Source organism: Kineococcus sp. NPDC059986 (assembly GCF_040702905.1).
Classification (GTDB): Bacteria; Actinomycetota; Actinomycetes; order Actinomycetales; family Kineococcaceae; genus Kineococcus.
In genome coordinates, this window is record NZ_JBFBND010000012.1 from 18,562 (window position 1) to 33,219 (window position 14,658).

A 14,658-nucleotide genomic window follows, 5' to 3' on the forward strand; every position below is an offset into this window, starting at 1 on the left:
CGCGGTCGTCCCGTCGCTGCCCTCACGGGGACGTCCCTGACGACGACGTCCCTCACAGCGCCTGCTCCGCGCCGGCGGGCACCGCGGACCGCGGGTCGATCGGGGCGGCCGGCGGGGGCACCGGGACCTCCCCCGCGGCCAGCGCCGCGACGGCGTCGACCACCCGCTGCGGCGAGACGTCCAGGCACGGGTGACCCGGGGTCGGGCAGACCTGGGCCCGGGTGAGGCGGCACGGCGCGGTCAGGTCTCCCAGCACCACGACCGGCACCCCGAAGGGGGCCCACCGCTCGACGGGCATGACCGCGGAGAACCAGCTGGCGACGGGCGTCCCCACAGCCGCGGCGAGGTGGGCGGGGCCGGTGTTGCCGACCACCGCGACGGCGGACGCCTCGAGCAGGGTCGCGAGCTGCCCGAACGTGGTGCGTCCCGAGGCGTCGACGACACGGCGCGCGACCCCACGCACCCGCGCGGCCAGCTCCACCTCACCGGGGCCCCCGGTGACGACGACGCGCCAGCCCGCCGCGTCCAGGGCCGCGACGGCGGCCGCGGCCACGTCCGGCAGGGGGGCCCGCGCCGGGACGGAGGCGCCGGGGTGGACGACGACGCAGCGTCCCTCGCCCAGGTCCGGTCCGAGCTCGTCGAGCAGGTCCGTCGGCAGGTCCGGCAGGGGGTGGCGCAGGGCCATCCGCGGGTCCTCGGGAACGGCCCGGCCGGTGGCGAGCACCAGTCCCAGGTTGGCGACGACCTCGTGCTCACCGCCCGTCCCGTCCGGGTTCCCGGGACGCTTGTGCCGCACGTCCAGCAGGCTCCCCGGGTAGTCGTCGCAGGCCGCGACGACGCGCGGCACCTCGGCGAGGCGGGCCAGGAGGGCCATCGGCAGGGGGCTCTGGTGGTAGGAGGTGAACACCACCACCTCGTCGTAGCGCCCCTGCCGAAGCAGGTCCACCAGCGCCCGCAGCGCCTCGGGGTCCGGCGCGGGCGGGTGGTAGCCCGACCACGGGACGTCGGCCACGACCACGTCGTCGACCTCGGGCAGGAGACGGGCGGCCGCGGCACCGGGGGGCGCGGCGAGGACGTCGAGGCGGGAGGCACGCACACCGTCGGGACCGTGGCGCAGGGCGGCGATCGCCGGGCCCGTCATCAGCACGTCGCCGTCGCTGTCCAGCCGGACGGCCAGGATCCGCGGGCCGCTCACCGGGCGGCCCGCGGCGCGAGCAGGAGGTCCAGCGCGGCGGCGAGGTCGGGGGCGTGCGCGTGGTCCGCACCGTCCGGCTCCGCGCCGGGGGTCCGGGGGCCGGGGACGAGCACCGACCGCGCGCCCGCCGCGCGGGCCGCCCCCGCGTCGGTGCTGGAGTCGCCGACGACCGCGACGTCGCCGGGACACAGCCCCAGCGCCGCGGCGGCGGCCAGGACGAGACCGGGGGCGGGTTTGCGGCACCCGCAGCCGTCACCGGGGGCGTGCGGGCAGGTGCGCACCACGTCGACGCCCCCGAGACGGCGCACGACCTCGGCCGTGACGGCATCGGCCTGCTCGGCGGTGATGAGGCCTCGACCGACGCCGGACTGGTTGGTCACGACGCCGGTGAGCACCCCTGCCGCCCGCACCCGCTCGAGCGCGGCCACGGCCCCGTCGACGAGGTGGACCTGCTCGGGGTCGCCGTTGTACGGGACGTCGTGCACGAGCGTGCCGTCGCGGTCGAAGAGCACGGCGCGCACACCGGGCCGGCTGTCAGGGTTGTCCACCCGCTGTTCCTATCCCAGTGGGACGACGGACGCACCGCGACCACCACCCGCAGCGCCGGGGTGAGACGCGCGTCACGTTCGGCACCTCGAGGCGACGTCCGCCGCCGGGCAGGTTAGGTTCCCCCGAGACAACAGGACGAGGGAACGGGACGAGTTCCCCTCCTCCGGACGACGTCCCTCCTGCGGACGACGTCCCGCCTGTCGGAACCCGAACCCCCAGGAGACGTCGATGAGCATCCCCGTCGCTCCCTACCCCCCGCGCAGCACCTCGACCGAGGACGGTCCGGACGTCTGGAACTGGGCCAGGAACTCCACGATCGCCCCGGCGTCCTCGCTCCTGCGACCGACGACCGAAACCCAGCTGCAGGAAGCCGTCTCCTCCAGTCCCGGCCGGCTGCGCCTGACCGGTGCGCGGATGTCCGCGGGGCGGATGCTGGAACTCGCCTCCGCGGGTGACCGGCTGGTCGACACCACCGGCCTGCGCGGCCTGCTGGGCACGACCGAGGACAGCGTCACGTTCGCCGGGGGAACCCTGCTGCAGGACGTCTACGACGTGCTGACGGCGATGGGTCGCATGCTGCCCTCCTCCCCCGGGGTCATCGCCTCCCAAACCCTCGCGGGCGCGCTGGCGACCGGGACCCACGGGCAGGGGCTGCGCCAGTCCTCCCTCGGGGACGCGGCGCTGACCGTGCGGATGGTGCTGGCCGACGGTTCCGTCGTCGACGTCGACCGTCACCACCCCTGGTTCCCCGCCGTGCAGCTCGGCCTCGGCGTCCTGGGAGCCGTCAGCGCGGTCACCCTGCGCACGGTGCCCTCCCGCGTGTACACGTGCGTCAAGGACGCCGTCAGCGCCCACGACCTCGAGACCGCGCTGCCCGCGTGGAACCGCGACCACGAACTCAGCAAGGCGTGGTGGTTCCCGGACGAGGACCTCGTGCACGTCTGGTCGGCGCGGGAGGCGGACGAGGCGGACCGGCTCGCCTGGGAACGCGGTGGTGGACGCCTGCTGGAGCACGGGACCGCCAGCGCCGCCATGAACCGGACGGTCGACGCGGCCCTCGTGAACATGCGCGGCGACACGCGACTGGCGGACGGCGACAGCAAGCCGTACCGGACGGTCAAGCGGTTCCGGGACTTCACCGACGTGACGGGCGACGTCTACCAGGTGTTCTGCCGCGGCATCGCGACCCCCCAGATCAACGTGGAGATCGGTGTCCCGCTGGAGCGGGCCGGTGAGGTCGTCGCGTCCCTCAAGGAGTGGCACGCCAGGACCCGCCCGCACATGCACTACCCGGTCATCCTGCGTTGCACCGGTCCGTCGAACGCGTGGCTCAGCCCCTCGCAGGGGCAGGAGACCGTGTACTTCGGCCTCGTCGTCTACTACGCCGACGACGGAACCCTGTCCGAGGGCGGGATGGACTTCCTGCGCGCGGCCGAGGAGGTGCTCGCCGCCCACGGCGGTCGCCCCCACTGGGGCAAGTACTTCGAGGCCCCCCTGTACGACTGGCGGGCGCTGTACCCGCGGTGGGACGACTTCCGCCGGGTGCGCGACCAGCTCGACCCCGGGCACCGGTTCGCCAACACGTTCACCGACGGCCTGTTCGACTGACCACGGTCGACCCGCGGGGACCAGCCCGGGTCGACCCGGCCCGGACGACGGACCAGCCCGAACCACAGATCAGCCGGACCGACCGGCCCGACCGAGGAGTGCACCGATGAAGGCGTGGGCGACCCTGCTGACGCAGCCGAACTACCTGGTGGGCGTGCAAGTGCTCAACGCCTCGTTGCGCCGCTCCGGCACGTCCCACCCGCTCGTGGTCATGGTGACCCCGGACATCGGAGCCGACGACCGTCAGACCCTGCTCGACGCGGGGTGCCTGGTCCGGGAGGTCCCGACGTTGCGCCCGGACAGCCGGCTCGAGGCGCGCTACGCCAACGCCCGGTTCGCCGAGGTGTGGAGCAAGCTCGGTTCCTGGGCACTGGTGGAGTTCGAGCGCCTGGTCGTCCTCGACGCGGACATGCTCGTCGTGGCGGGCATGGACGAGTTGTTCTCCCTCGAACTGCCCGCCGGCGGGGTCGCCGCGTGCCACGCGTGCCGTTGCAACCCCAACCGCATCGCCAGCTACCCCGAGTCCTGGAAGCCCGAGAACTGCTTCTACAGCCACTGCCGCGGGATCGAGCACACCGAGGAACCGGACCTCGTCGACAACTACTTCAACGGCGGTTTCCTCGTCGTGGAACCCGACCGTGCGGTCTTCGACGCGATGATCGCCGCGCTGAACGGGCTCACCGACCTCACGCGGTACCAGTTCGCCGAGCAGGACTTCCTCAACGAGTTCTTCGAGGGCCGGTGGCGGCCGCTGCCCTACGTCTACAACGCACTGAAGACGCTGCCGCACCAGCACCCCGCGCTGTGGGACGCCGACCAGGTCAAGAACATCCACTACATCATCGACAAGCCCTGGGACGGCAGGACCGAACCCGGCAGCCGGTACCACGAGCTGCACGAGATGTGGTGGGCGGTGGCCGAGCAGGACGTCCTCACCGCCTGAGGACGGTCCCGGCGCGTCAACACGGCATCAGGCTCGTGGCGGCGCACGTCAGGTGCGCGTCAAGACCCGTTCCGGGGTGGGCGGGCGCCGCCTAGCGTCGCCGTCGTGTCCACCACCACCGCCGCCAGTTCACCAGCCCGGTTGTTCGTGCCCGTCCGCCGCCACGGCCCGGCGGTGGTCCTGCGGACCTTCCTCGACCCGGGCGGTGTCCGCACGGGAGTGGGTTTCACGACGCGGGAGCTGCTGCACGAGGTGCTCGGCGCCGACTGCGCCTGCGTGGAACTCGGCGTCGGCGCGCTGCGGCTGCTCCTCGAGGCGCGCGGGACGACGGCACTGACGGTCGACCCGCGGCTCAGCCTCACCCCGTCCTCCCCGCTGGTGCGGGAACAGGTGGCGGCATGAGCCTGGACCACCTGTTGCCCGTCCGCCCCGACCGGGCGGCCACCCGCCGTCGACGGCCTCGACGTGCACCGCGGTCCCCGCCCGCCCGCGGTCGCCCTGCGGCGCGGTGAGGCGCGGGTCCTGGTGCGCCGGGAGACGGTCGAGGACCTCGGCCGCCGCGACGTCGGGCGCTGACCCTCAGCCCGCGTGGACGCGGGGTCGCTGCGCCGGGTCGGGGACGGCCCGGCGGACGACCTCGCGGGTCACGGGGGCGACCTCTCCGACGCCGAGGAAGAGGAACCGCACGATGTTCGCGAGCGGGTTGCCCTCGGACCACTCGAACCACACGTCGGGCAGCACCCCGGTGCGGTCGCGCACGGCGAGCGCGACGGCGGCGACGGAGTTCGCGACGGCCGCGCTGCGCACCGTCAGGACCTGGTGGCCGAAGCGCTCCTCCCCGCACACGCTGAGCCGGGTCTCGAACTCGGAGGCGTCCGCGACGGTCACCTCGAGGAACACCGCGGGTTCGTCGGAGGGGATGTGCTGGTCGCGCCGCTCGTCGTACCACTTCTCGGCGTACTCCTCGGCGTCCCGGGCGTCGGGTTCGTTGGCGATGATGTTGAGGGCGCCGCGGGCGACGGCCTCGTCGAGGAAGCGCTGCGCGGTCTCGTCGAACTCGACCCCGTCGGCGCGCAGCTCGAACGCGCGCAGGGCCCGGGAGACGAGCGAGACCACGATGATCGCGGCGATGAAGCAGGCCGCGATCTTCACCCCCTCGGGGCGTTCGATGACGTTGGCGACCGTCGTGTAGAGGAAGACGACGGTCACGACCGAGAAGAACGCCCGCGCCCCCTTCTGCCCGTTGCGGTGCGCGGACAGCGTCACCGCCACGGTCGCGGACGTGATGAGCACGAGGACACCGGTCGCGTACGCCCCGCCCTGGGCGTCGACGTCGGCGTCGAAGAGCCACGTCACGAGGAACGCGACGAGGGTGAAGAGGATGACCAGCGGCCGCACCGACCGCGTCCACTGCGGCGCCATCCCGTAGCGCGGCAGGTAGCGCGGGACGATGTTCAACAGCCCGGCCATGGCGGAGGCTCCGGCGAACCACAGGATCGCGATGGTGGAGACGTCGTACGCCGTGCCGAACCCGTTGCCGAGGTACTCGTGGGCCAGGTACGCCAGCGCGCGACCGTTGGCCGAACCCCCCGGCTGGAACTCGTGGGCGGGGATGAGGACGGACGTCGCGAAGCTGGAAGCCAGCAGGAACGCGCTCATCGTCAGCGCCGCGACCGTCAGCAGCCGGCGCGTGCCCGCGATGCGCCGCACCAGCCCCTCGCCGCGCGACCCGCCCTCGACCTGCGGCATGACGAGGACCCCGGTCTCGAACCCGGACAGCCCGAGCGCGAGCTGCGGGAACACGATGAGGGCGGCCCCGACGACGGCGAAGGGGGAACTGCCCTGGGCGAGCACGGCCTCCCACCAGCGGTGCACCGACACCGGCTGGCCGACCACGTGCACGACCGCGTCGAGGACCACCACGAGGTTGAGCCCCAGGTAGGCCACGACGAGGACGACCGCGATCCCGATCGCCTCGGAGAAGCCACGCAGGAAGACGGCGCCGAGCAGGGCGAGGAGGAAGAGGGTCACCCCCAGCTGGTGCCCCTCGAGGAACTGCGGGACGTAGGGGTTCTCCAGCGCGTGCTTGGTGGCGTCGGCGGCCGACAGCGTCATCGTGATGAGGAAGTCGGTCGCGGCGAAGCCGAGCAGCACGAGCACGAAGAGCTTGCCGCCCCACCACGGCAGCACCTTCTCCAGCATCGCGATGGACCCCTCCCCGTGCGGGCTCTCGCGGGCCACGCGCCGGTAGACCGGCAGCGCGCCGAAGAGCGTCACGAGGATGAGGACCAGCGTGGCGATGGGCGAGATGACGCCGGCGGCCAGGAAGGCGATCGCCGGCTGGTAGCCGAGGGTGGAGAAGTAGTCGACGCCGGTGAGGCACACGACCTTCCACCACGGGTGCCCCGCGTGCTCGCGGTGGGGCTTGCGGTGGGGACCGGGCTGGTGCGCGGCGCGTTCGGTCAGGCCCTCCAGGAGCCAGGACCGGGCCGATTCCCGGAGGGGTCGGGCGGGGGACTGCGTAGACACGACGTTCATCGACCCACCGAGTCGCCGTTCCGGCAAGCCGACGGGCCGATCTTGACGCGTCCCTGACACGGCACCACCCGTCCGGACGCGGTGCCGGAAGGCCTCACAGCTCGAAGCGGTACCCCATCCCCGGTTCGGTGATGAGGTGCTTCGGCGAGGACGGGACCTCCTCGAGCTTGCGGCGCAGCTGCCCCACGTACACCCGCAGGTAGTTCGTCTCCCGCCCGTAGGCCGGACCCCACACCTCCTGCAGCAGCTGGGTCTGGCTCACGAGCCGGCCCGCGTTGGTGACGAGCACCTGCAGCAGGTGCCACTCCGTCGGCGTGAGCTTGACGGGCTGCCCGTCCCGCGTCACGGTCCGGCGCGCCAGGTCGATGTGCAGCCCGCCGGCGTCCAGCACCTCCGGGGCCGACGCCTCGGCGCCGACCCCGCGCCGGACGGCGGCCCGCAGCCGGGCCAGGAGCACGTCCATCGCGAACGGCTTGGTGACGTAGTCGTCGGCGCCGGCGTCGAGGGCCTCGACCGCGTCGGCCGACGCCGTCCGGGCCGTCAGCACGATGATCGGCACCGGGCTCCAGCCGCGGATGCCGGCGATGACCTCCAGGCCGTCGAGGTCGGGCAGCCCCAGGTCGAGCAGCACGACGTCCGGGTGGGTCGCCGCCGCGGCCTCCAGGGCGGAGGCCCCGTCGGCGGCGACCGTGACGTCCCAGCCGCGCGCGGACAGGTTGATCGACAACGCCCGCCGCAGACCCGGTTCGTCGTCGACGACGAGGACCCGGTGCTTCGCGTGGCTCACGCCGTCGATCCTGCCGCAGGCTCGGGGGCGAGCTCGTGCGCGTGCCCCGCCAGCGGCAGCTCCAGCACCATCGTCAGCCCGCCCCCGGGGGTGTCCTCGGCGTCGAGCCGGCCGCCGACGGCCTCGGCCAGCCCGCGCGCCACGGCCAGCCCGAGACCGAGACCGGCCGTCGAGCGGTCGCCGAGCCGCTGGAACGGCGTGAAGGCGCGCTCCTTGGCGGCACCCGGCAACCCCGGTCCGTGGTCGACGACGAGCAGGCGGACGGCGCGGTGGCCGTCCTCCGTCGCGACGACGGCGTCGACCTGCACCTTCGAGCTGCCGGACCCGGCCCCGTGCCGGACGGCGTTCTGCGCGAGGTTGGCCACCACCCGCTGCAGCAGCCCGGGGTCGGTGGAGACCGGCGGCAGGTCGGCGGGCACGCGCACCTCCACGCCCGGCAGGTCCCGCACGGCGGCCGCGACGACCTCGTCGAGGTCGACGACGACGAGGTGGGGTTCGACGACCCCGCTGCGCACGCGGGTGAGGTCGAGGAGGTCGTCGATGAGGGCCTGCAGCCGGTCCGCGGAGTGCGAGACCTCCTCCAGGAGCTCGTCGCGCACCTCCTCGGGCAGCACGATGTCCCTGGCCCGCAGGCTGTCCAGCGAGGCCTTGAGGGTCGCCAACGGGGTCCGCAGGTCGTGCGAGACGGCCGTCAGCAGCGCACCGCGGACGGCGTCGCCCTCCTCGAGGCGGCGCACCTGCGCGGCCTCGGCGCGCAACCGCTGCCGCTGCCGGATGGCGGCGACCTGGGCCGCGAACACCTCCAGGATCCGGCGGTCGTCGGCGACGAGCAGCCGTCCGCGCAGCAGCAGGCAGGTGGTGTCGTCGACGACGACCTCGGCGTCCGCGTCGCCGGGCTGGGTGCAGACCGGTTCCCCGGTGGCGCCCGCGACCGTCCACGGCGACTGCGGGTCGGTGCGCTCCAGCAGCGTCACCGAGTCCACCGCGAAGGTCTCCCGGGTGTGCCGCAGGGCCTCGCTGAGGGGGTCGGTCGCCAGCAGCGCCGTGCGGGTCAGGACGGACAGGGCCTCGGACTCCGCGCGGGAGCGCTGCGCGTCGCGCGTGCGGCGGGCGGCGGTGTCGACGAGGGAGGAGACGGCGAGGGCGACGAGCAGGAACACCGCCAGGGCCACGGCGTTGGCCGGCTGCGCGATGGTGAACTGGTGCACCGGTTCGGTGAAGAACCAGTTCACGGCGAGCCCGGCCGCCAGCGCGGCGGCGAGCGCGGGCAGCACCCCGCCGGCCAGCGCGGCGCCCACGACGACGACGAGGAACACCATGAGGTCGGTCGAGAGGTCCTGGCGCGGGATGAGCAGCAGGGCCCCCGTGACCGCGAGCGGACCGAGCAGGGCCACGACCCAGCCGAGGACGCGCCGCTCCCCCGACAGCGCCGCCCGGGCCGGCCGGGGCAGCTCGAAGGGTTTGGCCTGTTCCTCGTGGGTCACGACGAGGACGTCGATCGCCCCGGACCCGCGGACGACGGCGTCGCCGACGCTGCGGCGCACGAGGGAGGCCAGCGGCCGGTGCCGGCTGGCGCCCACGACGATCTGCGAGGCGTTGACCCCGCGCGCGAACTCCAGCAGGGACGTGGCGACGTCCTCCCCCACCACCTGGTGGTAGGTGCCGCCGAGGGCCTCGACGAGGTCGCGCTGCTCGGCCAGCCGCGCCGGGGAACTGCGGACGAGCCCGTCCCCGCGGGCGACGTGGACGGCGTGCAGTTCCCCGCCGGCGCCGCGACCGGCGAGCCGCGCCGCGCGCCGGACGAGCGTGGCGCCCTCGGGGCCGCCTGTGAGGGCGACGACGACGCGTTCGCGGGCGGGCCAGGTGGCCTCGATCCCCTGCTGGGCGCGGTAGCGCTCCAGGCCCTCGTCGACGCGGTCGGCCAGCCACAGCAGGGCCAGTTCGCGCAGGGCGGTGAGGTTCCCGGTGCGGAAGTAGTTCGACAGCGCGGCGTCGACGCGGTCGGCGGCGTAGACGTTCCCGTGCGAGAGCCTGCGCTGCAGGGCCTCCGGCGTCATGTCGACGAGCTGGACCTGGTCGGCACGGCGCAGCACCGCGTCGGGGATCGTCTCGCGCTGCTCGATGCCGGTGATGTGCTCGACGACGTCGTTGAGCGATTCGAGGTGCTGGATGTTGACGGTGGACACGACGTCGATGCCGGCCGCGAGGATCTGCTCGACGTCCTGCCAGCGCTTGGCGTTCCCGCCGGCCTCGACGACGCCGGGGGCGTTGGTGTGGGCGAGCTCGTCGACGACCACCACCTCGGGACGGCGGCGCAGCACGGCCTCGACGTCGAGCTCGGCGACGTCGAGACCGCGGTGGCCGACCGACCGGCGCGGCAGGACCTCCAGGCCCGCGAGCTGGGCCTCGGTGCGTTCGCGCCGGTGGCACTCCACGAGCCCCACGACGACGTCGGTGCCCCGCTCGGCCCGACGGTGCGCCTCGTCGAGGGCGGCGAAGGTCTTGCCGACGCCGGGGGCGGCGCCGAGGAAGACCCTGAGCCGCCCCCGGCGGACGAACTCGCTCCCCGGGGCCTGCCTGCTGGGACGGGCGTCGCGCTCCACCCCGTCAGTCTGCGCCATCGGAGCGGTCAGGAGGCGAGCTGCTGCAGGGCGAGGTTCAGCTGCAGGACGTTGACGACCGGTTCGCCGACGAACCCGAGCTGACGGCCCTCGGTGTGCTGCGCGACGAGCGCCTGCACCTGCTGCTCGCTCAGGCCGCGCGCCGTGGCGACGCGGGCCACCTGCTGCTGCGCGTACTCCGGGGAGATGTCGGGGTCGAGCCCCGAACCGGAGGCCGTCAGCGCGTCCGGGGCGACCGCAGCGGGGGCGGTCCCGTCGGCGGCCGCCAGCGTGGCGCGGCGCTCCTGCACGGCCTTGAGCAGGTCCGAACTCTCCGGACCGAGGTTCGAGGCGCCGCTGGAGGTCGGGTCGTAACCGTCCTTGCCCGCCGCCGAGGGACGGGGCCAGAACCACTGGTTCCCGGTGAACGCCTGGCCGATGAGGACCGAACCGACCGGCTTGCCGCCGTTGACGGAGGCGCTGCTGACGATCTGCCCGTCGGCGCGGCCGGGGGTGAGCCGGCCGATCCCGAACACCAGCAGCGGGTACAGCAACCCGAGGACGACGGTGGCCGCGAGCAGCAGCCCGAGGCCGGTGCGGGCCTGGCGGAAGAGGTTCGTGAAGGTGAGGGACATTCTTCTCAGCCGATTCCGGGGATCTGGGAGATGAGCAGGTCGAGGAGCTTGATGCCGATGAACGGCACCACCACCCCGCCGAGGCCGTAGACGAACAGGTTGCGGCGCAGCAGGGACGCGGCACTGGAGGGCCGGTACCGCACCCCGCGCAGGGCCAGCGGGATGAGCGCCACGATGACGAGCGCGTTGAACACGACCGCGGAGACGATGGCGGACTCCGGCGTCGCCAGCCGCATGACGTTGAGGACGTCGAGCTGCGGGAACGTCGTCACGAACATCGCCGGGATGATGGCGAAGTACTTGGCGATGTCGTTGGCGATGGAGAACGTCGTCAGCGCGCCGCGGGTGATGAGCAGCTGCTTGCCGATCTCGACGATCTCGATGAGCTTCGTCGGGTTGGAGTCCAGGTCGACCATGTTCCCGGCCTCCTTGGCCGCGGTCGTCCCGGTGTTCATGGCCACCCCGACGTCGGCCTGGGCCAGGGCCGGGGCGTCGTTCGTCCCGTCGCCCATCATCGCCACGAGCCGGCCGCCGGACTGCTCCTTGCGGATGAGCTCGAGCTTGTCCTCCGGCGTCGCCTCGGCCAGCACGTCGTCCACGCCGGCCTCGATCGCGATGGCCCGGGCGGTGCGCTCGTTGTCCCCGGTCACCATGACGGTGCGGATCCCCATGGCGCGCAACTGCTCGAAGCGTTCCCGCATGCCCTCCTTGACGACGTCCTTGAGGTGGATCACGCCCAGGACGCGGGCGGTTCCGCCCCCGTTCCTGATGACGTGCTCCGCCACGACGAGCGGGGTCCCGCCGGCGGTGGAGATGTCCTCGACGACCTGGCCGACCTCGGCCGGGACGTCCCCGCCGAGTTCGCGGACCCAGTGCGTCGCGGCGGCCGCGGCGCCCTTGCGGATCTCCCGCGTCCCGGTGTCGGTGACGAGGTTCACCCCCGACATGCGGGTCTGGGCGGTGAACGGCACGAACTCCGCGCCGGGCAGTTCGCCCTCCGAACGCGCCCGCAGGCCGAACTGCTCCTTGACGAGGACGACCACGGACCGGCCCTCGGGGGTCGCGTCGGCGAGGCTGGACAGCTGCGCGGCGTCGGCCAGGACGGACAGCGTGACCCCGGGGGCCGCGACGAGTTCGTGCGCCTGCCGGTTCCCGAGGGTGATGGTCCCGGTCTTGTCGAGCAGCAGGGTCCCGACGTCGCCGGCGGCCTCGACGGCCCGGCCCGACATCGCCAGGACGTTGCGCTGCACGAGGCGGTCCATGCCGGCGATGCCGATGGCCGACAGCAGCGCGCCGATGGTGGTGGGGATGAGGCAGACGAGCAGCGCGACGAGCACGACGGTGCTCTGCGGCCGGCCCGAGTAGACGGCCATGGGCTGCAGGGTCACGACGGCCAGCAGGAACACCAGGGTCAGGCTGGCGAGCAGGATGTTCAGCGCGATCTCGTTGGGCGTGCGCTGGCGCGCCGACCCCTCGACGAGGGCGATCATCCGGTCGACGAAGCTCTCACCCGGTTTGGCGGAGATCCGCACGACGATGCGGTCGGACAGGACGGTCGTGCCGCCGGTGACGGCGCTGCGGTCGCCGCCGGACTCGCGGATGACCGGTGCCGACTCCCCCGTGATGGCGGACTCGTCGACGCTGGCGACCCCCTCGACGACGTCGCCGTCACCGGGGACCGTCTCGCCCGCCTCGATGACGACGAGGTCACCGACGCGCAGCTGGCTGGAGGCGATCCGCTCCTCCTCGCTGCCGTCCTTCAGGCGCCGCGCCACGGTCTCCGAACTCACCTTGCGCAGCGACGCCGCCTGGGCGCGACCGCGACCCTCGGCGACGGCCTCGGCGAGGTTGGCGAACAGCACGGTGATCCACAGCCAGGCGACGATGACCCACGAGAACACCGACGGGTCGGTGATCGCCAGGACCGTCGTGAGGACCGCCCCGACCGCCACGACGAACATGACGGGCGTCTTGACGAGGTGGCGCGGGTCGAGCTTGCGGAACGCGTCCGGCAGGGACTGCACGAGCTGGGCCGGGCTGAACGCGCCGCTGGAGACGCGGTGCGGCCCGGTCGGTCCGGTGGTCGGGGACTCGGGGGCGGGGGTGCTGGTGACGGTGCTCACGACTGGGCTCCAGTGAGGGCCTCGGCGATCGGGCCGAGGGCCAGGGCGGGGAAGAACGTCAGGGCGGTGACGACGACGACCACCGCGAAGTGCATGCCGGCGAACGTCGGGGTCCGGGTGGGGAGCGTCCCGGCCGTCTCGGCCGCCGGCCGCTGCTGGGCGAAGGCGCCGGCCAGGGCCAGCACGAGCAGCATCGGCAGGAAGCGGCCGATGGCCATCGCCAGACCGAGCGCGATGTTCCAGAACGGGGTGTTCACGCTGAGCCCGGCGAACGCGGACCCGTTGTTGTTCGCGGCGGAGGCGAAGGCGTAGAGCACCTCCGACAGGCCGTGCGGCCCGCTGTTGAGCATGGCCGAGCGGGTGTCCGGGCTCGAGAGCGCGATGGCCGCCCCGACGAGCAGGGCGAACGGCGTCGCCAGGATGTAGAGCGCCGCGTAGGTGATCTCGCGCTGGCGGATGCCCTTGCCGAGGTACTCCGGCGTGCGGCCCACCATGAGGCCGGCGACGAACACCGTGATGACGGCCAGGATCAACATGCCGTAGAGACCGGACCCCGTGCCGCCGGGGGTGACCTCGCCCAGCATCATGTTGAGCAGCAGCATCCCGCCGCCGGCCGCGGTGTAGCTGTCGTGGAAGGAGTTCACCGCCCCCGTCGAGGTCGACGTCGTCGCGGTCGCGAAGAGGGCGGACAACCACTCGCCGAACCGCGTCTCCTTGCCCTCCATCGACGCCCCCACGGCCTGCGGGACGGTCCCCAGCGCGTTCGTCTCGGCCCACGTCGTCACGGCGAGGCTGATCGCGAAGACCGAGCCCATGACGGACAGGATCGCCAGCCCCTGGCGGTGGTCCCCGACGAGCTTGCCGAACGTGCGGGGCAGCGAGAACGGGATGACGAGCAGGAGGAACACCTCGAACAGGCTCGCGATCGCGGTCGGCCCCTCGAACGGGTGCGCGGAGTTCGCGTTGAAGAACCCGCCACCGTTCGTCCCGAGCTCCTTGATGGCCTCCTGGGAGGCGATGGGCCCGCCGATGATCGTCTGCGAGCCGCCCGCGAGCGTCGTGTAGGTCGTGGCGCCCGAGAAGTTCTGCACCACGCCGGTCAGCAGCAGGACGACCGCGGCGACCACGGACAGCGGCAGCAGGATGCGCAGCGTCGTGCGGGTCAGGTCGACCCAGAAGTTCCCGATGGTGCCGGACCCGCGCGAGACCAGGCCCCGCACCAGGGCGACGGCCACGGCGATGCCGACGGCGGCCGACAGGAAGTTCTGCACCGCCAGGCCGGCCATCTGGACCAGGTGGCCCAGCGCCGACTCACCGGAGTAGGACTGCCAGTTCGTGTTCGTCACGAAGGACACGGCCGTGTTCCACGCCTGCGTCGGCTCCATGGCGGGCATCCCCAGCGACAGCGGCAGGAACTGCTGCAGCCGCAGGAACGCGTAGAGGAAGAGGATCGAGACGACCGAGAAGCCCAGGACGGACAACGCGTAGGTGGGCCAGCGGGTGTCGGCGTCCCCGTCGACGCGCAGCACCCGGTAGAGCCCGCGTTCGATCCGCAGGTGGCGCGCGCTGGTGAAGGTGCGGGCCATGTGGTCGCCCAGCGGCACGTGGCACGCGGCGAGGAGGAGGACGAGCAGGCCGATCTGGAGCAGACCCGCCGTGGTGTCGGTCATCAGTGGTTCT

General features: G+C 73.2%; 11 protein-coding genes. 3 read left to right on the forward strand and 8 right to left on the reverse strand.

The features are described 5' to 3' along the window. Positions 1-52: 52 nt before the first annotated feature. Entirely contained in the window at positions 53-1,195 is a 1,143-nt protein-coding gene (locus AB0637_RS11100) for a glycosyltransferase family 9 protein (RefSeq protein WP_366172206.1), read from the reverse strand. After that, positions 1,192-1,743, reverse strand: a complete 552-nt coding sequence (locus AB0637_RS11105; RefSeq protein WP_366172207.1) for an HAD-IIIA family hydrolase — start codon at positions 1,741-1,743, stop codon at positions 1,192-1,194. The genes AB0637_RS11100 and AB0637_RS11105 overlap by 4 nt, the downstream gene beginning before the upstream one ends. Before the next feature lie 229 nt (positions 1,744-1,972). Between AB0637_RS11105 and AB0637_RS11110 the strand changes: the two genes are divergently transcribed. From AB0637_RS11110 to AB0637_RS11120, 3 genes are all read left to right on the forward strand, one after another. Next, positions 1,973-3,352, forward strand: a complete 1,380-nt coding sequence (locus AB0637_RS11110; protein WP_366172208.1) for a D-arabinono-1,4-lactone oxidase — start codon at positions 1,973-1,975, stop codon at positions 3,350-3,352. A gap of 106 nt (positions 3,353-3,458) precedes the next feature. Next, a complete protein-coding gene (locus AB0637_RS11115) occupies positions 3,459-4,295 on the forward strand; it encodes a glycosyltransferase family 8 protein (RefSeq protein WP_366172209.1) in 837 nt (278 codons plus the stop codon). 105 nt (positions 4,296-4,400) lie between these two features. Next, complete coding sequence (locus AB0637_RS11120) at positions 4,401-4,697, forward strand: SAV_915 family protein (RefSeq protein ID WP_366172210.1); 297 nt, start codon at positions 4,401-4,403, stop codon at positions 4,695-4,697. Positions 4,698-4,874: 177 nt separating this feature from the next. Here the strand turns inward: AB0637_RS11120 and AB0637_RS11125 are convergent, their stop codons facing one another. The 6 genes from AB0637_RS11125 to kdpA all read right to left on the reverse strand — a co-directional run bounded on the left by AB0637_RS11125 (position 4,875) and on the right by kdpA (position 14,648). Next, entirely contained in the window at positions 4,875-6,833 is a 1,959-nt protein-coding gene (locus AB0637_RS11125) for an amino acid transporter (protein ID WP_366172211.1), read from the reverse strand. Positions 6,834-6,927: 94 nt separating this feature from the next. Then, positions 6,928-7,620 carry a response regulator transcription factor gene (locus tag AB0637_RS11130; protein WP_366172213.1) on the reverse strand — a complete coding sequence of 231 codons (693 nt, stop codon included), beginning with the start codon at positions 7,618-7,620 and terminating at the stop codon, positions 6,928-6,930. Next, entirely contained in the window at positions 7,617-10,223 is a 2,607-nt protein-coding gene (locus AB0637_RS11135) for a DUF4118 domain-containing protein (protein ID WP_366172214.1), read from the reverse strand. The genes AB0637_RS11130 and AB0637_RS11135 overlap by 4 nt, the downstream gene beginning before the upstream one ends. Positions 10,224-10,249: 26 nt before the next feature. Beyond that, positions 10,250-10,855 carry a potassium-transporting ATPase subunit KdpC gene (kdpC, locus tag AB0637_RS11140; protein WP_366172215.1) on the reverse strand — a complete coding sequence of 202 codons (606 nt, stop codon included), beginning with the start codon at positions 10,853-10,855 and terminating at the stop codon, positions 10,250-10,252. A 5-nt stretch (positions 10,856-10,860) separates the two neighbouring features. Continuing rightward, complete coding sequence (kdpB, locus tag AB0637_RS11145; protein ID WP_366172216.1) at positions 10,861-12,978, reverse strand: potassium-transporting ATPase subunit KdpB; 2,118 nt, start codon at positions 12,976-12,978, stop codon at positions 10,861-10,863. Next, the gene (gene kdpA / locus AB0637_RS11150) at positions 12,975-14,648 is read right to left on the reverse strand and encodes a potassium-transporting ATPase subunit KdpA (protein WP_366172217.1); all 1,674 of its coding nucleotides are present in this window, start codon (positions 14,646-14,648) and stop codon (positions 12,975-12,977) included. The genes kdpB and kdpA overlap by 4 nt, the downstream gene beginning before the upstream one ends. Positions 14,649-14,658 lie beyond the last annotated feature (10 nt).

Coding starts and splice junctions, on each gene's coding strand:
- AB0637_RS11110 (WP_366172208.1), top strand. CDS start 1,973: ATGAGCATCCCCGTCGCTCCCTACCCCCCGCGCAGCACCTCGACCGAG.
- AB0637_RS11115 (WP_366172209.1), top strand. CDS start 3,459: ATGAAGGCGTGGGCGACCCTGCTGACGCAGCCGAACTACCTGGTGGGC.
- AB0637_RS11125 (WP_366172211.1), bottom strand. CDS start 6,833: ATGAACGTCGTGTCTACGCAGTCCCCCGCCCGACCCCTCCGGGAATCG.
- kdpC (WP_366172215.1), bottom strand. CDS start 10,855: ATGTCCCTCACCTTCACGAACCTCTTCCGCCAGGCCCGCACCGGCCTC.
- kdpA (WP_366172217.1), bottom strand. CDS start 14,648: ATGACCGACACCACGGCGGGTCTGCTCCAGATCGGCCTGCTCGTCCTC.